Annotated in this window: 16 protein-coding genes; 15 read left to right on the top strand and 1 reads right to left on the bottom strand. The window is 70.7% G+C overall.

Going from position 1 to position 17,460, the window contains the following annotated elements; genetic code table 11:
- Window positions 1-176: 176 nt before the first annotated feature.
- A complete protein-coding gene (locus tag AB0D53_RS26010; protein ID WP_362450648.1) occupies window positions 177-1,118 on the bottom strand; it encodes a cation diffusion facilitator family transporter in 942 nt (313 codons plus the stop codon).
- A gap of 437 nt (window positions 1,119-1,555) precedes the next feature.
- On the opposite strand from AB0D53_RS26010, the gene AB0D53_RS26005 reads away from it, so the two are divergent.
- From AB0D53_RS26005 to AB0D53_RS25935, 15 genes are all read left to right on the top strand, one after another.
- Window positions 1,556-3,325: a DUF5941 domain-containing protein gene (locus tag AB0D53_RS26005; protein WP_362450965.1), complete on the top strand. Its 1,770-nt coding sequence runs from the start codon at window positions 1,556-1,558 to the stop codon at window positions 3,323-3,325.
- Window positions 3,322-4,059: a phosphocholine cytidylyltransferase family protein gene (locus tag AB0D53_RS26000; protein WP_362450646.1), complete on the top strand. Its 738-nt coding sequence runs from the start codon at window positions 3,322-3,324 to the stop codon at window positions 4,057-4,059. The genes AB0D53_RS26005 and AB0D53_RS26000 overlap by 4 nt, the downstream gene beginning before the upstream one ends.
- Window positions 4,047-5,108 carry an iron-containing alcohol dehydrogenase family protein gene (locus AB0D53_RS25995; RefSeq protein WP_362450644.1) on the top strand — a complete coding sequence of 354 codons (1,062 nt, stop codon included), beginning with the start codon at window positions 4,047-4,049 and terminating at the stop codon, window positions 5,106-5,108. Before AB0D53_RS26000 ends, AB0D53_RS25995 begins: the two co-directional genes overlap by 13 nt.
- On the top strand, window positions 5,086-5,865 hold the full coding sequence (locus AB0D53_RS25990; protein ID WP_329817269.1) for a CDP-alcohol phosphatidyltransferase family protein: 780 nt from the start codon (window positions 5,086-5,088) through the stop codon (window positions 5,863-5,865). Before AB0D53_RS25995 ends, AB0D53_RS25990 begins: the two co-directional genes overlap by 23 nt.
- Before the next feature lie 8 nt (window positions 5,866-5,873).
- Window positions 5,874-6,746, top strand: a complete 873-nt coding sequence (locus AB0D53_RS25985; protein ID WP_362450963.1) for a glycosyltransferase — start codon at window positions 5,874-5,876, stop codon at window positions 6,744-6,746.
- Between the two features lie 107 nt (window positions 6,747-6,853).
- A complete protein-coding gene (locus tag AB0D53_RS25980; protein WP_362450640.1) occupies window positions 6,854-7,783 on the top strand; it encodes an ABC transporter permease in 930 nt (309 codons plus the stop codon).
- Window positions 7,776-8,561, top strand: a complete 786-nt coding sequence (locus AB0D53_RS25975) for an ABC transporter ATP-binding protein (protein WP_362450638.1) — start codon at window positions 7,776-7,778, stop codon at window positions 8,559-8,561. The genes AB0D53_RS25980 and AB0D53_RS25975 overlap by 8 nt, the downstream gene beginning before the upstream one ends.
- A gap of 480 nt (window positions 8,562-9,041) precedes the next feature.
- Window positions 9,042-9,926 carry a squalene synthase HpnC gene (gene hpnC, locus AB0D53_RS25970; protein ID WP_362450637.1) on the top strand — a complete coding sequence of 295 codons (885 nt, stop codon included), beginning with the start codon at window positions 9,042-9,044 and terminating at the stop codon, window positions 9,924-9,926.
- Window positions 9,927-9,955: 29 nt separating this feature from the next.
- On the top strand, window positions 9,956-10,876 hold the full coding sequence (gene hpnD, locus AB0D53_RS25965) for a presqualene diphosphate synthase HpnD (protein ID WP_329817263.1): 921 nt from the start codon (window positions 9,956-9,958) through the stop codon (window positions 10,874-10,876).
- Between the two features lie 118 nt (window positions 10,877-10,994).
- A complete protein-coding gene (gene hpnE, locus AB0D53_RS25960; protein ID WP_362450635.1) occupies window positions 10,995-12,386 on the top strand; it encodes a hydroxysqualene dehydroxylase HpnE in 1,392 nt (463 codons plus the stop codon).
- Window positions 12,383-13,486, top strand: a complete 1,104-nt coding sequence (locus tag AB0D53_RS25955; RefSeq protein ID WP_329817261.1) for a polyprenyl synthetase family protein — start codon at window positions 12,383-12,385, stop codon at window positions 13,484-13,486. Before hpnE ends, AB0D53_RS25955 begins: the two co-directional genes overlap by 4 nt.
- Window positions 13,487-13,595: 109 nt before the next feature.
- Window positions 13,596-15,596 carry a squalene--hopene cyclase gene (shc, locus tag AB0D53_RS25950; RefSeq protein ID WP_362450631.1) on the top strand — a complete coding sequence of 667 codons (2,001 nt, stop codon included), beginning with the start codon at window positions 13,596-13,598 and terminating at the stop codon, window positions 15,594-15,596.
- A complete protein-coding gene (locus AB0D53_RS25945; RefSeq protein WP_362450628.1) occupies window positions 15,596-16,255 on the top strand; it encodes a 1-hydroxy-2-methyl-2-butenyl 4-diphosphate reductase in 660 nt (219 codons plus the stop codon). Before shc ends, AB0D53_RS25945 begins: the two co-directional genes overlap by 1 nt.
- A gap of 5 nt (window positions 16,256-16,260) precedes the next feature.
- Entirely contained in the window at window positions 16,261-17,280 is a 1,020-nt protein-coding gene (gene hpnH, locus AB0D53_RS25940) for an adenosyl-hopene transferase HpnH (protein WP_362450626.1), read from the top strand.
- A gap of 4 nt (window positions 17,281-17,284) precedes the next feature.
- Window positions 17,285-17,460: flavodoxin-dependent (E)-4-hydroxy-3-methylbut-2-enyl-diphosphate synthase (locus AB0D53_RS25935; protein WP_362450961.1), on the top strand; the 176-nt coding region annotated here is incomplete at its 3' end.

Here is a 17,460-nt window from a genome sequence, read left to right as displayed (position 1 = left end):
CGAGTCGACCCGGTGCGAGTCGGGGTGCTAGCCGAGAACCCGGGAGATGAGGAGGGACCGGATGCTGCGCCGGGCGGGCGCCGTCGCGACGGTCATCAACCTCAGCTCCTCTCTCGCACATGCGGGAGGCCGAACGCCTCTGCGAATACCCTACACGGCCCTGCCGGCCGGGGATCTCAGTGGCAGAGCCTGGCCTCGTGCTCGGCATGGCCGCTCGGCTCCAGCTGGAAGGTGCAGTGCTCCACGTCGAAGTGGACGCCCAGGCAGCCCTGCAGCTCGTGGAGGAGCTTCTCGTGCCCGATCGAGTCGAGCATGTCCTGGCGCACCACCACATGGGCGGAGAGCACCGGCATTCCCGAGGTGATCGTCCAGGCGTGCAGGTCGTGTACGTCCAGCACCCCGGGCAGGGCGGTGATGTGGGCCCGTACCTCACCCATGTCGACCCCCTTGGGCGCCGACTCCAGCAGCACATTGAGCGTCTCCCTGAGCAGCTTCACGGTCCGGGGGACGATCATCAGGCCGATGACCAGTGAGGCGATCGGGTCGGCGGCCTGCCAGCCGGTGGCCAGGATGATCCCCGCCGAGATCAGCACCGCGAACGAGCCGAGCGTGTCCGCGAGCACCTCCAGATAGGCGCCCCGCACATTGAGGCTGTCCTTCTGCCCGCGCATCAGCAGCGACAGCGAGATCATGTTGGCGACCATGCCGACCAGGGCGAAGGCGATCGTCAGCCCGCCCCTGGTCTCGGCCGGGGTGATGAAGCGCTCGACGGCCTCGAAGAGCAGGAAGCCGCCCACACCGAGCAGCAGCAGACAGTTGGCGAGCGCGGCGAGGATCTCGGCACGGGCGTAGCCGAAGGTGCGGTTCAGCCCGGCCGGCCGGTTGGCGAAGTGGATCGCCAGCAGCGCCATGCCCAGGCCGAGCGCGTCGGTCGCCATGTGGGCCGCGTCGGCGATCAGTGCCAGGGAGTCGGCGAGCACACCGCCGACGATCTCCACGACCATCACGGTGAGTGTGATGCCGAGCGCGATCCGCAGCCGTCCCCTGTGCGCGGCGGCCGCCGTGCCGGTGGGCGGCGGCCCGCCGTGTGTGTGCCCGTGGTCGTGCCCTGCCCCCATGGGGAACGCCTCCCGGTCGTCTCGCCGTCCCGGACGCGGTCGGCCCGGGCACTGCAAGTCAACTACGGGTGGGGGGTATCCGGCAACACGGCACTGAACACCGTTGTCATATGCTCTGACCTGCGGAAATGCTTGCAGGTCAGAGCGGCGCCGCGAAGGCCGGGAGTGGGTCGCGCCGATGCGTTTTGTCAGGCGGGGCGGCGATCGACGATGATGATCGCGGGCGGCGTCGCATGATGCCGGTCCACATCGAACAGAGCGCAAACAGGCAGTGAACTCGCGCTTCCGTTCATCCGATAGCCTCTGCCGACGTGCCGCCGGCCCGTCTCCGGGCCGCACAGTCGCGCGCCGACCCCGTCAGCACCAAGGAGTGAGTTCGTCTGTCGACCGCCATCCTCACCGGTGCTCCGGTACCCGGGTCGTCGCTCGCGGACGATCTGCGGTCACTGGGCTTCGACGTACAGGCCGCCGCCGATGTGACCGAGGCCGCACGGCTGCTCTCGGCCGTCCCCGCGGACCGTCGCGTCGCACTGGTCGATCCCCGCTTCGTCGGCCATGTCCACGCCCTCCGGCTCGGACTGACCGACCCGCGCTTTCCCGCAGCCACCGTGCCCGGCGCGCTCACCGCGCAGCCGGAGGCGCGCCCCGCGCTCGTCCGGGCCCTGGACACCACGGCCGAGGCCGTCGGCGCCGGCGTCCCCACGGGCCCGCCGGACGCACCGGTCACCGACCGCACCGTGCCGGGCCGCATCGCGGCCACCATGGACGCCGACGGCGCCGCCGTCCAGCGCCCCGAGCTGGGCTCGCTGGTCGCGGCCGTGCCGGTCGACGGGCCCGCGCGCGAAGCGGCGCAGAGCGCCCGCGCGGCGGTCGACGACGAGGCGGTGCGGCTGCGCAGCGCGGTGAAGGCCCATGACGGCTTCTTCACCACGTTCTTCATCAGCCCGTACTCCCGCTACATCGCCCGCTGGTGCGCCCGCCGCGGCCTCACACCGAACCAGGTCACCACCGCGTCCCTGCTGACCGCGCTGATCGCGGCCGGCAGCGCGGCGACCGGAACCCGCGGCGGCTACATCGCCGCCGGGCTGCTGCTGCTCCTCTCCTTCGTCCTGGACTGCACCGACGGGCAGCTCGCCCGCTACTCGCTCCAGTACTCGACGATGGGCGCCTGGCTGGACGCGACCTTCGACCGGGCCAAGGAGTACGCCTACTACGCGGGCCTCGCGCTCGGCGCCGCCCGCGGCGGCGACGACGTATGGGCGCTCGCACTCGGCGCGATGGTGCTCCAGGCCTGCCGGCACGTCATCGACTTCTCGTTCAACGAGGCCAACCACGACGCCGTGGCCAATTCGAGCCCCACCGCAGCACTCTCCGACCGGCTCGACAGCGTCGGCTGGACCGTCTGGCTGCGCCGGATGATAGTGCTGCCGATCGGCGAGCGCTGGGCGATGATCGCGGTACTGACCGCGGTGACCACCCCCCGGATCGTCTTCTACGCCCTGCTCATCGGCTGCGCCTTCGCCGCCTGCTACACCACCGCCGGACGGCTGCTGCGCTCCCTGACCCGCAAGGCCGAGCGCACCGACCGTGCCGCCCGGGCACTTGCCGAGCTGGCCGACTCCGGACCGATCGCCCAGGTCGTCGCCGTGGTCGGGCCCCGGCTCGGCGGCAGCTGGAGCGCCCCGCTCACGGCCCTGCTCGCCGGGGCGCTCATGATCGCCTCCGCGCTCTCGCAGCCCTTCGGCAGCTGGCACACCATCCTGGCCGCGGTGGTCTACGCGATGTTCTCCGGCATGGCCGTCTCCCGCCCGCTCAAGGGCGCACTCGACTGGCTCGTACCCCCGATATTCAGGGCGGCCGAGTACTGCACCATCCTGATCCTCGCGGCCCGCAGCGATGTCCAGGGAGCCCTTCCCGCGGCTTTCGGGCTGGTTTCGGCCGTCGCCTACCATCACTACGACACGGTGTACCGCATCCGCGGCGGCACCGGTGCGCCGCCCCAGTGGCTGGTGCGCACGATCGGTGGGCACGAGGGCCGCACCCTGGTGGTGGCCGTACTCGCCGCCGTATTCACTCAGCACCCGGCTTTCACCGTGGCACTCACCACGCTCGCTGTGGCGGTGGCACTGGTGGTGCTCGTGGAGTCCATCCGCTTCTGGGTGTCCTCCGGAGCACCCGCCGTTCACGACGAAGGAGAACCCGCATGATCGGCCTCGTACTGGCAGCCGGTGCAGGACGGCGTCTGCGCCCCTACACCGACACGCTTCCGAAGGCGCTCGTGCCTGTCGACGGCGAGAAGACGGTCCTGGACCTCACGCTGGCCAACTTCGCGGAGATAGGCCTCACCGAGGTCGCCGTCGTCGTCGGCTACCGCAAGGAAGCCGTGTACGACCGCAAGGCCGAACTCGAGGCGAAGTACGGCGTCACCCTCACCCTGATCGACAACGACAAGGCCGAGGAGTGGAACAACGCCTACTCCCTGTGGTGCGCCCGCGAGGTCCTCAAGCGGGGCGTCATCCTGGCCAACGGCGACACCGTCCACCCGGTCTCCGTGGAGAAGACCCTGCTCGCGGCCCGGGGCAACGGCCAGAAGATCATCCTCGCCCTCGACACGGTGAAGCACCTCGCCGACGAGGAGATGAAGGTCATCACCGAGGACGGCAAGGGTGTGCGGCGCATCACCAAGCTGATGGACCCGGCCACCGCGACCGGTGAGTACATCGGCGTCACCCTCATCGAGCCCGAGGCCGCCGAGGAGCTCGCGGACGCCCTGAGGACGACCTTCGAGCGCGACCCCGACCTCTACTACGAGGACGGCTACCAGGAGCTCGTGAACCGCGGCTTCACCGTCGACGTGGCCCCCATCGGCGAAGTGACGTGGGTGGAGATCGACAACCACGACGACCTCGCGAAGGGCCGTGAGATCGCGTGCCAGTACTGACCCGGCTCATCCCGTCCCCGGTCGTCGTCGACATCCGTCGCGGCGCCCTGGACGATCTGGCCGGCCTCCTCGCGGACCAGCGGATCTCCGCCTCCGGCAAGCTCGCCGTCGCGATAAGCGACGGCTCGGGGCGCGCCCTGCGCGAGCGGCTGACCCCCGCGCTGCCCGGCGCCCACTGGTACCCCGTGAGCGACGGCACCCTCGACTCGGCGGTCAAACTGGCCGACGACATCAAGGGAAACCGGTACGACGCCGTGGTCGGCCTCGGCGGCGGCAAGATCGTCGACGTGGCGAAGTACGCGGCGGCGCGGGTCGGGCTGCCCATGGTCGCGGTGGCGACGAACCTCGCCCACGACGGTCTGTGCTCACCCGTCGCGACGCTCGACAACGACAACGGCCGGGGCTCCTACGGAGTCCCCACCCCGATCGCGGTGGTCATCGACCTCGACATCGTCCGCCAGGCACCGGCCCGCTTCGTGCGCTCCGGCATCGGCGACGCGGTCTCCAACATCTCCTGCGTGGCCGACTGGGAACTCGCCCACGAGGTCAAGGGCGAGGAGATCGACGGACTGGCCGCGGCCATGGCCCGCCAGGCCGGCGAGGCCGTGCTCCGCCACCCCGGCGGGATCGGCGACGACGCCTTCCTCAAGGTGCTGGCCGAGGGACTCGTGCTGACCGGCATCTCGATGTCCGTCGCCGGGGACTCCCGGCCGGCCTCGGGCGCCTGCCACGAGATCAACCACGCCTTCGACCTGCTGTATCCCAAGCGCGCGGCCAGCCACGGCGAGCAGGTCGGCCTCGGCGCCTGTTTCGCCATGCACCTGCGCGGCGCGCGCGAGGAGTCGCTGCTCATGGCGGCCACCCTGCGCCGTCACGGCCTGCCGGTCCTGCCCGGCGAGATCGGCTTCAGCGCCGAAGAATTCGTCCAGGCCGTCGACTACGCCCCGCAGACCCGCCCGGGGCGGTTCACCGTCCTGGAACACCTCAACCTGTCCACCGACCAGATCAGGGACGCGTACGCCGACTATGCAAAAGCCATCCATAGCTGAACTCCGTCCGGTCGTGCACCCCCCGGGTGTGAAGGACCGCCGCAGCGGTGAGCACTGGGCTGGTCGGCTCTACATGCGCGAGATCTCGCTGCGCATCGACCGGCACCTGGTGAACACCAAGGTCACCCCCAACCAGCTGACCTATGTGATGACGGTCGCCGGAGTACTCTCCGCGCCGGCCCTGCTCGTCCCGGGCATCCCCGGCGCGCTGCTCGGGGTGCTCATGGTCCAGCTCTACCTCCTGCTCGACTGTGTCGACGGCGAGGTGGCCCGCTGGAAGAAGCAGTTCTCGCTGGGCGGCGTCTACCTGGACCGGGTCGGCGCGTACCTCTGCGACGCGGCCGTGCTGGTCGGCTTCGGCCTGCGCGCCGCCGACCTGTGGGGCACCGGACGGATCGACTGGCTCTGGGCCTTCCTGGGCACGCTCGCGGCCCTCGGCGCCATCCTGATCAAGGCCGAGACCGACCTGGTCGGCGTCGCCCGTCACCAGGGCGGGCTGCCGCCGGTCAAGGAGGCCGCCTCGGAGCCGCGCTCGTCCGGGATGGCACTCGCCCGCCGGGCCGCCGGCGCGCTCAAGTTCCACCGGCTGATCCTCGGGGTCGAGGCGTCACTGGTCATCCTGGTGGCCGCCGTCCTCGACGCGGTCCGTGACGACCTGTTCTTCAGCCGCCTGATGGTCGCGGTGCTGGCCGGCATCGCACTGCTCCAGACGCTCCTGCACCTGGTGTCGATCCTGGCGTCGAGCAGGCTGAAGTGAGCACGCCCATGAAGCTCGGCGCGGTCGTGATCACGATGGGCAATCGCCCCGAGGAGCTCCGCGCCCTCCTCGATTCGGTCGCCGGACAGGACGGCGACCGGATCGAGGTGGTGGTCGTCGGCAACGGCGCCCCCGTACCGGACGTCCCCGCCGGTGTGCGGGCCGTCGAGCTGCCCGAGAACCTGGGCATCCCCGGCGGCCGCAACGTCGGGATCGAGGCCTTCGGCCCGTCCGGCGCCGACGTGGACGCCCTGCTCTTCCTCGACGACGACGGGCTGCTGCCGCTCGCCGACACCGCCGAGCTGTGCCGGCGGGCCTTCGAGGCCGATCCCGAGCTGGGCATCATCAGCTTCCGCATCGCCGACCCGGACACCGGTGTCACCCAGCGCCGCCACGTGCCGCGGCTGCGTGCCTCCGATCCGATGCGCTCCTCGCGCGTGACGACCTTCCTCGGCGGCGCCAACGCCGTGCGCACCAAGGTCTTCGCCGAGGTCGGGCCGCTGCCCGGGCAGTTCTTCTACGCGCACGAGGAGACCGATCTCGCCTGGCGGGCCCTGGACGCCGGCTGGATGATCGACTACCGCGCGGACATGGTCCTCGACCACCCGACGACCGCCCCCTCGCGGCACGCGGTGTACCACCGCATGGTGGCCCGCAACCGGGTCTGGCTGGCCCGCCGCAATCTGCCCGCCCCACTGGTGCCGGTCTACCTCGGGGTGTGGCTGCTGCTGACCCTGCTCCGCAAGCCCTCGGCCCCCGCGCTGAAGGCCTGGTTCGGCGGCTTCCGGGAAGGCTGGTCCACACCGTGCGGAACCCGCCGTCCGATGAAGTGGCGCACGGTGTGGCGGCTGACCAGACTCGGCCGACCTCCCGTGATCTGAGAGGCTCACCTCTGAGAGCATGGGACGTACGTTTTCTCCACGGGACCTGTCCGCTCCGAGCCGCGCCCCCGACCGGCTGCGCATCTTGAATACGAGAGTTTCATCTGGTGAGAGACACAACCCATGACGGTGCGGTGGCATTGAGCACCCCACCATCCGCCGACGACGGCCTGAGCTCGGCCGGGCTGGCAGCCAAGTACGGCCTGACGGTGAGCGGCGCCCGGCCGGGACTCTTCGAGTACATCCGGCAGCTCTGGGGCCGGCGCCACTTCATCATGGCGTTCTCCAGGGCGAAGCTGACCGCCCAGTACAGCCAGGCGAAGCTCGGCCAGCTGTGGCAGGTGGCCACACCGCTGCTCAACGCCCTGGTGTACTACTTGATCTTCGGGCTGATCCTGGGCACCCGGAAGGGAATGAGCCAGGAGGTCTTCATCCCGTTCCTGGTGACCGGCGTCTTCGTCTTCACCTTCACCCAGAGTTCGGTGATGGCGGGCGTGCGGGCCATCTCCGGCAATCTGGGCCTGGTCCGGGCACTGCACTTCCCGCGTGCCTCGCTGCCGATCTCGTTCTCGCTCCAGCAGCTCCAGCAGCTGCTGTTCTCGATGATCGTGCTCGCGGCCGTGGCCATCGCCTTCGGCAGCTACCCGAGCCCGTCCTGGCTGCTGATCGTCCCGGCGCTGGTCATGCAGTTCGTCTTCAACACCGGCCTGGCGCTGATCATGGCCAGGCTCGGCAGCAAGACCCCCGACCTCGCCCAGCTGATGCCGTTCGTCATGCGGACCTGGATGTACGCCTCGGGCGTCATGTTCTCCATCCCGGTGATGCTCAAGGACAAGCCGGACTGGATCGCCGATGTGCTGCAGTACAACCCGGCGGCCATCTACATGGACCTGATCCGCTTCGCGCTGATCGACGGGTACGGCGCGGGCAACCTGCCGGCGCACGTCTGGATCGTGGCGCTGGCCTGGGCGGTCCTCATCGGCATCGTGGGCTTCGTGTACTTCTGGAAGGCAGAGGAACGGTACGGCCGTGGCTGACGACAAGACTCCGGGGCGCGTCCCCACCGTCATCGCCGACGACGTGCACATCGTGTACCGCGTCAACGGCGCCGGCGGCGGCAAGGGCAGCGCCACCGCGGCGCTGAGCCGGATCCTGCGCCGCGGCAAGGGCGAACCCCGCGGGGTTCGCAAGGTGCACGCCGTCCGCGGTGTCTCCTTCACCGCCTACCGGGGCGAGGCGATCGGCCTCATCGGGACCAACGGTTCCGGGAAGTCGACCCTGCTGCGGGCCATCGCCGGCCTGCTGCCGACCGAGCACGGCAAGGTCTACACCGACGGCCAGCCCTCGCTGCTCGGGGTGAACGCCGCGCTGATGAGCGATCTGACCGGTGAGCGCAACGTGGTGCTCGGGGGTCTCGCGATGGGCATGTCCCGCGAGGAGATCCGCGAGCGCTACCAGGGGATCGTCGACTTCTCCGGGATCAACGAGAAGGGCGACTTCATCACCCTGCCGATGCGTACGTACTCCTCCGGCATGGCCGCGCGCCTGCGCTTCTCCATCGCGGCCGCCAAGAACCACGACGTCCTCATGATCGACGAGGCGCTGGCGACCGGCGACCGCAAGTTCCAGATCCGCTCCGAGAAGCGCATCAGGGAGCTCCGCAAGGAGGCCGGCACTGTCTTCCTGGTCAGCCACAGCAACAAGTCCATCAGGGACACCTGTGACCGGGTGCTGTGGCTGGAGAAGGGGGAGCTGCTGATGGACGGCCCCACGGACGAGGTGCTCAAGGCGTACGAGCGCGAGACCGGCAAGTAGCGGCTCTCCCGGTCCCGCGACACCGCTGCGGCCCCCGCCGGTTCTCCGGCGGGGGCCGCAGCGGTGTCCGGATCGTGGAACGTCACCGGCGCTCTCCACGCCCGGCGGTACGTCCCGCACCGGATCTCGTTCCGACGGATGACGTCAATCGCCGTGTGTACGAGGAAGGTTGGCGGGGCGGGAAGCGTTCCCGCAACGCGCTCAACACCCCGCCGTATGGATGAGCGTTGTACAACGTAAGCTGTACCGGTGCTGATTCGAGGCAAGTGGGGCGATCGTGCCCGGTGCGCGGCCCGTAGGCAGCGCTCCGCACTCGGCAGAGCGGGCGGCGTGTCCGGAATGGGATGTTTTGGGTCAGCAGTGTAGAACGGGAGATGTGACGGCCATGACGGAAGATCTCCAGCGCCGAGGTGCTCACGCCGTCCCAGCACCGGGCGGTCACTGGTGACCCGTACCCGGCAGACGCACCCCGATGACGTCATGCCCAGCACCCTCGACAAGGCCGCGGACGAGAACTTCCCCGTAGCCCCCTTCTTCCTGCCCCGTGCCTGGCGCGACGACCTCATGGCCGTCTACGGCTTCGCCCGTCTGGTCGACGACATCGGCGACGGCGACCTCGCCCCCGGCGGCGCCGACGCCCGCCACCTCGGCGTCGACCTCGCGCGGGCCGAGGACCGGCTCGCCGTGCTCGACGCCTTCGAGGCCGATCTGCACCGGGTCTTCGACACCACGGGCGACGGCCCCCGCCACCCCCTGCTGCGCGCCCTGCGTCCCACCGTGCGGCGCTGCGCGCTCACCCCCGAACCCTTCCTCGGCCTCATCGAGGCGAACCGGCAGGACCAGAAGGTCCGCCGCTACGGGACGTACGAGGAACTGCTGGCCTACTGCGAGCTCTCCGCCAACCCCGTGGGCCGGCTGGTCCTGCAGATCACCGGCACCGCCAGCCCCGAGCGCATCCGCCGTTCCGACGCGGTCTGCACCGCCCTCCAGATCGTCGAGCACCTCCAGGACGTCACCGAGGACCTCGGCCGCGACCGGATCTATCTCCCCGCCGACGACATGGCGCGGTTCCACGTCGACGAAACCGATCTCGCCGCCCCCTCGGGGAGCGCGTCGGTGCGTTCGCTGGTCGCGTACGAAGCGGAACGCGCGCGGGAACTGCTGAATGAAGGCACCCCTTTGGTGGGTAGCGTCCACGGCAGGCTCAGGCTGCTTCTCGCCGGATTCGTGGGAGGGGGGCGCGCCGCCCTCACCGCGATCGCGGCCGCCGGGTTCGACGTACTGCCCGGACCGCCCAAGCCCACCAAGCCCAGCCTGCTGCGCGAGGTGGGAGTTGTCTTGCGAAAAGCGCGTAGAGAGGGGTGAGCCGGACCGTGGAGGGACAGACGACGTACATGTCGGCACCGGTACAGGCCGCATACAGTTACTGCGAGGCGGTCACCGGACAGCAGGCGCGTAACTTCGCGTACGGCATCCGGCTGCTGCCGACCGAGAAGCGACAGGCCATGTCGGCGCTGTACGCCTTCTCCCGGCGCGTCGACGACATCGGTGACGGCGAGCTGGACGCGGACACCAAGCGGACCCGCCTGGAGAGCACCCGTACGGTCCTGGACCGGATCCGGGACGGGGCGGTCGACGAGGACGACACCGACCCGGTGGCCGTCGCGCTCGCCGACGCCGCGCGCAGATTCCCGCTCCCGCTCGGCGGGCTCGACGAGCTCATCGACGGCGTGCTGATGGACGTGCGCGGCGCGACCTACGAGACCTGGGACGACCTCAAGGTCTACTGCCGCTGTGTCGCGGGTGCCATCGGCCGTCTCAGCCTGGGCGTCTTCGGTACCGAGCCCGGCGCCCCGGGGGCCGACCGGGCCGCGGAGTACGCCGACACGCTCGGCCTCGCGCTCCAGCTGACCAACATCCTGCGCGACGTGCGCGAGGACGCGGGGAACGGGCGGACGTACCTGCCCGCCGACGACCTCGCCAAGTTCGGCTGCTCGGCCGGCTTCCACAGGGCCACACCACCGCCCGGCGCCGACTTCGCGGGCCTCGTCCACTTCGAGGTGCGGCGCGCCCGCACCCTCTTCGCCGAGGGATACCGGCTGCTGCCCATGCTGGACCGGCGCAGCGGAGCCTGTGTCGCGGCCATGGCGGGGATCTACCGCCGGCTGCTCGACCGGATCGAGCGGGACCCCGAGGCGGTGCTGCGCGGCCGGGTCTCGCTGCCGGGCCACGAGAAGGCGTACGTCGCGGTGCGCGGCCTGTCGGGTCTCGACGCCCGGTACATCTCCCGGCGCACCACCAGGGGGCGTGTCTGATGCGCCGTGAGGACTTCTCGCGCACCATGTGCAACACGGAGACCCGATCCGCCCGGCGATCAACCCCGCGCCGAGCCCTCGCGTCCCAGACTGAAGTGACCCGGCGAAAGGAGGACGCATGACGGACGACGACGCCCCGCGCTCCTCCCGCGCGGTCGTGATCGGCGGAGGCCTCGCCGGAATCACCTCGGCGCTGCGTCTCGCCGACGCCGGGCTTGACGTGACCCTGCTCGAAGGCCGGCCCCGGCTCGGCGGCCTCGCCTTCTCCTTCCGGCGCGGCGAACTGACGGTCGACAACGGGCAGCATGTCTATCTGCGCTGCTGCACCGCCTACCGCTGGTTCCTCGACCGCGTCGACGGGGCCCGCCTGTCCCCCCTGCAAAACCGTTTGGACGTGCCCGTTCTCGATGTCGGACGCCCCTCGGGCCCCCGGCTGGGACGGCTGCGCCGCAACGGGCTCCCGGTGCCCTTCCACCTCGCCGCCGGACTGGCCGGCTATCCGCACCTCTCGCTCGCCGAGCGGGCAAGCGTCGGCCGCGCCGCACTGGCACTCGGCCGCCTGGACCCCGACGATCCCGCGCTCGACGCCGTCGACTTCGGCAGCTGGCTCGCCCGGCACGGTCAGTCGCCGCGTACCGTCGAGGCGCTCTGGGACCTGGTCGGCGTCGCCACGCTCAACGCCACCGCGCCGAACTCCTCGCTGGCCCTGGCCGCGAAGGTCTTCAAGACCGGACTCCTCTCCGAGCCCGGCGCCGCCGACATCGGCTGGGCGGCCGTGCCCCTCGGCGAGATCCACGACACGCTGGCCCGCAAGGCCCTCGACTCCGCCGGAGTCCGTACCGAACTGCGGACGAAGGCATCCTCCCTCACCCGGACGGCGGACGGCCGCTGGATCGTGGAGACCGGCGCCGAACGGATCGAGGCGGACACCGTCGTCCTCGCGGTTCCGCAGCGCGAGACCCATGACCTGCTGCCCGAGGGCGCGCTCGACGAGCCCGGGCGGCTGCTCGGCATCGGCACGTCGCCGATCCTCAATGTGCACGTCGTCTACGACCGCAAGGTGCTGCGCCGCCCGTTCTTCACCGCGCTCGGCTCCCCGGTCCAGTGGGTCTTCGACCGTACGGACGCCTCGGGTCTCACGGGCCCCGGGCAGTACCTCGCCGTGTCCCAGTCCGCCGCCGACGAGGAGATCGACCTTCCCGTCGCCGAGCTGCGTGCCCGCTACCTGCCCGAGCTGGAGCGGCTGCTGCCGGCCGCCCGCGGGGCCGGTATCAGGGACTTCTTCGTCACCCGGGAGCGCGCGGCGACCTTCGCCCCCGCCCCCGGCGTCGGCCGGCTGCGGCCGGGGGCCCGCACCCGCCTCCCCGGCCTCTGTCTGGCCGGGGCGTGGACGGCCACCGGCTGGCCCGCGACGATGGAGGGTGCCGTCCGCAGCGGATCCAGCGCGGCGGACGCCGCGCTCCGGGCGCTCGGCCGCTCCCATGAACATCCGCTGCAGGAGGCGGCATGAGCAGTACCACCGGAACAAGAGGAGAGTCAGTGACCCCGGCGAATCCGGCTTTCGACACCGTGGCCGACACCACGGACGTCACCGCGCTTCTGGAGCGCGGACGGGCCCTTTCCACGCCGGTGCTCCGGGCCGCCGTTGACCGGCTCGCACCGCCCATGGACACCGTCGCCGCCTACCACTTCGGCTGGATCGACGCCCAGGGACAGCCCGCCGACGGCGACGGCGGCAAGGCCGTCCGTCCGGCTCTCGCCCTGCTGTCCGCGGAGGCGGCGGGCGCAGCGGCCGAGGCCGGTGTCCCCGGCGCCGTGGCCGTCGAACTCGTGCACAACTTCTCGCTGCTGCACGACGACCTGATGGACGGCGACGAACAGCGCCGCCACCGCGACACCGTCTGGAAGGTGCACGGCCCCGCCCAGGCGATCCTGGTCGGCGACGCGCTCTTCGCCCTGGCCAACGAGGTCCTGCTGGAGCTCGGCACGGTCGAGGCGGGCCGTGCCACCCGACGGCTGACCGCGGCCAGCCGCAAGCTCATCGACGGCCAGGCCCAGGACATCTCCTACGAGCACCGCGAGCGGGTCACCGTCGAGGAGTGCCTGGAGATGGAGGGCAACAAGACCGGCGCCCTGCTCGCCTGCGCCTGCTCCATCGGCGCGGTCCTCGGCGGCGCCGACGACCGGACCGCCGACACCCTGGAGGCGTACGGATACCACCTCGGCCTCGCCTTCCAGGCCGTCGACGATCTGCTCGGCATCTGGGGCGACCCCGAGTCCACCGGCAAGCAGACCTGGAGCGACCTGCGCCAGCGCAAGAAGTCCCTCCCGGTCGTTGCCGCGCTCGCCGCGGGTGGCCCGGCTTCGGAGCGCCTGGGCGAACTGCTCGCGGCCGATGCCAAGAGCAGCGATTTCGACAGCTTCTCCGAGGAGGAGTTCGCCGCCCGTGCGGCACTCATCGAGGAGGCGGGCGGCCGCGAGTGGACCGCCCAGGAGGCCCGTCGGCAGCATGCGGTGGCCATCGAGGCACTGCACCGCGTCGACATGCCGCAGACCGTGCGGGCGCAGCTCACGGCGCTCGCGGACTTCGTCGTCGTACGAAAGAGATGATCACTATCTGCTCCATATGACTCGCAGTCGCCGGCCGGTGCCCGTATCAGGCACCGGCCGACGGAGACCCCCAGCACAGCAGAGGAACTGACTGCACGAAGGGGAAGCCATGACAGCGACGACCGACGGAAGCACCGGGGCCGTGAACCCCCGCGCAGCCTCGGCCAGTGAACCGACCGACACAACCATCGCCGCGGACGACGTGTTCACCGCCGCGCGGCGGGCCGCGGAACGCTCGGTGGAGCACCTCCTCGGCAGGCAGGACGAGCAGGGCTGGTGGAAGGGCGACCTCGCCACCAACGTCACGATGGACGCCGAGGACCTGCTGCTCCGTCAGTTCCTCGGAATTCAGGACCCGGCCACGGTCCAGGCGGCCGGCCGCTTCATCCGCAGTGAACAGCTGGGCGACGGCACCTGGGCCACCTTCCACGGCGGCCCCGGCGATCTCTCCGCCACCATCGAGGCGTACGTGGCCCTGCGGCTGGCCGGGGACCGGCCGGACGAACCGCACATGGCACGTGCCTCGGCCTGGATCAGGGAACAGGGCGGCATCGCCGCCGGCCGGGTCTTCACCCGGATCTGGCTCGCCCTCTTCGGCTGGTGGAAGTGGGACGACCTGCCGGAACTCCCGCCCGAGCTGATGTTCTTTCCCAAGTGGGCGCCGCTCAACATCTACGACTTCGGCTGCTGGGCCCGCCAGACCATCGTGCCGCTCACCATCGTCTCGGCGAAGCGGCCGGTACGCCCGGCGCCCTTCCCGCTCGACGAACTGCACTCCGATCCGCACCATCCGAACCCGCCCAGGCGCCCCGCGCCGGCCGCGAGCTGGGACGGCGTCTTCCAGCGCCTGGACAAGGCGCTGCACGTCTACCACCGGATCGCGCCGCGCAAGCTGCGCCGGATCGCGATGAACTCGGCGGCCCGCTGGATCATCGAGCGCCAGGAGAGCGACGGCTGCTGGGGCGGCATTCAGCCGCCCGCCGTGTACTCCGTCATCGCCCTGCACCTGCTCGGCTACGACCTGGACCACCCGGTGATGCGGGCCGGACTCGAATCGCTCGACCGGTTCGCCGTGTGGCGCGAGGACGGCGCCCGGATGATCGAGGCCTGCCAGTCACCGGTGTGGGACACCTGCCTCGCCACCATCGCGCTCGCCGACGCCGGGGTCCGCCCCGACCACCCGGCGCTGGTGAAGGCCGCGGACTGGATGCTCGGCGAGGAGATCGTCCGGCCCGGCGACTGGTCCGTGCGCCGCCCCCGGCTCAACCCGGGCGGCTGGGCCTTCGAGTTCCACAACGACAACTACCCGGACATCGACGACACCGCGGAGGTGGTCCTCGCGCTGCGCCGGGTCCGCCACCCGGACCGGGCACGCGTCGAGGCCGCCATCAGGCGCGGGGTCCGCTGGAACATCGGCATGCAGTCCCGCAACGGGGCCTGGGGTGCCTTCGACGCCGACAACACCAGCGCCTTCCCCAACCGGCTGCCGTTCTGCGACTTCGGCGAGGTCATCGACCCGCCGTCCGCCGATGTCACCGGACACGTCGTGGAGATGCTCGCCGTCGAGGGGCGCTCAGGTCACCGCGTCACCCGGCGCGGCATCGAGTGGCTGCTCGCCGAACAGGAGTCGAGCGGAGCCTGGTTCGGCCGCTGGGGCGTCAACTACGTATACGGAACAGGGTCGGTGGTGCCGGCACTGGTGGCCGCCGGGATGCCCGTGACGCACCCGGCGATCCGCCGCGCGGTCGGCTGGCTGGAATCGGTGCAGAACGACGACGGCGGCTGGGGCGAGGACCTGCGCTCGTACCAGGAGGAGAAGTGGATCGGGCACGGTGCCTCGACCGCCTCCCAGACCGCCTGGGCCCTGCTCGCGCTGCTCGCCGCCGGACGCCGGGACAGCAGGGCCGTACAGCGGGGCGTCTCCTGGCTCACCGCGACGCAGCAGGCGGACGGCTCCTGGGACGAGCCGTACTTCACCGGCACCGGCTTCCCGTGGGACTTCTCCATCAACTACCACCTCTACCGTCAGGTGTTCCCGCTCACCGCACTCGGGCGGTACGTGTACGGCGAACCGTTCGCCGACCGCACGGCCACCCGCAAGGGGGCCTGATGACCGACGGGCCGGGCACACCCGGCCCCGCGGCGCCGCTGCTGATCGCCTGCGCGCTCGGCATCGAGCAGTTCGCCCTGCGCAGCGGCCGGGGCAGGGCCGGCACCGCCTCCGGCCCGGTGACCGTGCTCCGTACGGGCATGGGACCCAGGGCTGCCGAAACAGCCGTCGCACGGGCGCTCGGGCAGCACCGGGTGCCCGGTACGGCGGTCCTCGCCTCCGGGTTCTGCGCCGGGCTGGTGCCCGGAATGCACCCCGGAGACCTGGTGGTCGCCGACGAGACGCGGGACTCCGCGGACCCGACGGTCTGTACCGGTCCGGGCCTGCTCGCCGAGGCCCTGGCCAGGGCGGTGCCCGGCCGCACCGTCCACACCGGTCCGCTGACCGGCTCCGACCATGTCGTACGCGGACATGAGCGGGCCGGGCTGCGGGCCACCGGAGCGATCGCGGTGGACATGGAGTCCGCCGCCACTCTGCGCACCGCTCTGCGGTCCGGGCCCCGCCCGGTTGCCGCCGTACGGGTGGTCGTGGATGCTCCGGAGCATGAGCTCGTCCGCATCGGCACGATACGCGGTGGAATATCAGCTTTCCGGGTTCTCCGTGCCGTCCTGCCGGCTTTCTACGAATGGCACCGATCTTTGCTGCTCCCCAGGAGGTGAGCCAGATGGCCATGCCGCTCCGTCAGTCCATCAAGGTTGCGACGTACCTCATTGAACAGAAGCTCCGCAGGCGGGAAAAATTCCCGCTCATTGTGGAACTGGAGCCGTTGTACGCCTGCAATCTCGCATGCGAGGGCTGCGGGAAGATCCAGCATCCGGCGGGCGTGCTCAAGCAGCGCATGCCGGTGGCCCAGGCCGTGGGCGCCGTGCTCGAATCGGGCGCCCCGATGGTTTCCATCGCCGGCGGCGAACCGCTGATGCATCCGCAGATCGACGAGATCGTCCGGCAGCTGGTGGCACGGAGGAAGTACGTCTTCCTGTGCACCAACGCGATGCTGCTGCGTAAGAAGATCGAGAAGTTCACGCCCTCGCCGTTCTTCGCTTTCGCCGTGCACATCGACGGGCTGCGGGAGCGGCACGACGAATCGGTTGCCAAGGAAGGTGTTTTCGACGAGGCGGTGGCGGCGATCAAGGAGGCCAAGCGGCGCGGCTTCCGGGTCACCACGAACTCCACGTTCTTCAACACCGACACCCCGCAGAACGTCATCGAGGTGCTCAACTACCTCAATGACGACCTGAAGGTCGACGAGATGATGATCTCGCCCGCCTACGCCTACGAGAAGGCCCCCGACCAGGAGCACTTCCTGGGCGTCGAGCAGACCCGCGAACTGTTCAAGAAGTCGTTCGCGGGCGGCAACCGGGCCCGCTGGCGGCTGAACCACTCGCCGCTCTTCCTGGATTTCCTGGAAGGCAAGGCGGACTTCCCGTGCACGGCCTGGGCCATCCCGAACTACTCGCTGTTCGGCTGGCAGCGGCCCTGCTACCTGATGAGCGACGGCTACGTACCGACGTACCGTCAGCTCATCGAGGAGACCGACTGGGACAAGTACGGCCGGGGCAAGGACCCGCGCTGCGCCAACTGCATGGCGCACTGCGGCTACGAGCCCACCGCGGTGCTCGCCACCATGGGATCGCTGAAGGAGTCCCTGCGCGCGGCGCGCGAGACCGTCTCCGGGAACCGGTGACGTCATGACCGCCGGAGAGCCGGTCGAACTGGGTCTCCCCGGGCTGCCGGCCCGGCCGCTCGCGATGCGCCGCCCCTCGCGGCGCATCCAGGTCGGGTCGGTTGCGGTGGGCGGGGACGCGCCGGTGTCGGTGCAGTCGATGACGACGACGCGTACGTCGGACATCGGTGCGACGTTGCA

The sequence above is a fragment of the Streptomyces sp. NPDC048295 genome (assembly GCF_040652135.1).
Lineage (GTDB): Bacteria > Actinomycetota > Actinomycetes > Streptomycetales > Streptomycetaceae > Streptomyces.
This window is presented reverse-complemented; position numbering and strand designations above follow the sequence as displayed.

Excerpts from the sequence above, each read along its gene's own strand:
- AB0D53_RS26010 (WP_362450648.1), bottom strand. The coding sequence starts at position 1,118 with ATGGGGGCAGGGCACGACCACGGGCACACACACGGCGGGCCGCCGCCC.
- AB0D53_RS26000 (WP_362450646.1), top strand. The coding sequence starts at position 3,322 with ATGATCGGCCTCGTACTGGCAGCCGGTGCAGGACGGCGTCTGCGCCCC.
- AB0D53_RS25990 (WP_329817269.1), top strand. The coding sequence starts at position 5,086 with ATGCAAAAGCCATCCATAGCTGAACTCCGTCCGGTCGTGCACCCCCCG.
- AB0D53_RS25985 (WP_362450963.1), top strand. The coding sequence starts at position 5,874 with ATGAAGCTCGGCGCGGTCGTGATCACGATGGGCAATCGCCCCGAGGAG.
- hpnC (WP_362450637.1), top strand. The coding sequence starts at position 9,042 with ATGCCCAGCACCCTCGACAAGGCCGCGGACGAGAACTTCCCCGTAGCC.
- hpnD (WP_329817263.1), top strand. The coding sequence starts at position 9,956 with ATGTCGGCACCGGTACAGGCCGCATACAGTTACTGCGAGGCGGTCACC.
- hpnE (WP_362450635.1), top strand. The coding sequence starts at position 10,995 with ATGACGGACGACGACGCCCCGCGCTCCTCCCGCGCGGTCGTGATCGGC.
- AB0D53_RS25955 (WP_329817261.1), top strand. The coding sequence starts at position 12,383 with ATGAGCAGTACCACCGGAACAAGAGGAGAGTCAGTGACCCCGGCGAAT.
- shc (WP_362450631.1), top strand. The coding sequence starts at position 13,596 with ATGACAGCGACGACCGACGGAAGCACCGGGGCCGTGAACCCCCGCGCA.
- AB0D53_RS25945 (WP_362450628.1), top strand. The coding sequence starts at position 15,596 with ATGACCGACGGGCCGGGCACACCCGGCCCCGCGGCGCCGCTGCTGATC.
- hpnH (WP_362450626.1), top strand. The coding sequence starts at position 16,261 with ATGGCCATGCCGCTCCGTCAGTCCATCAAGGTTGCGACGTACCTCATT.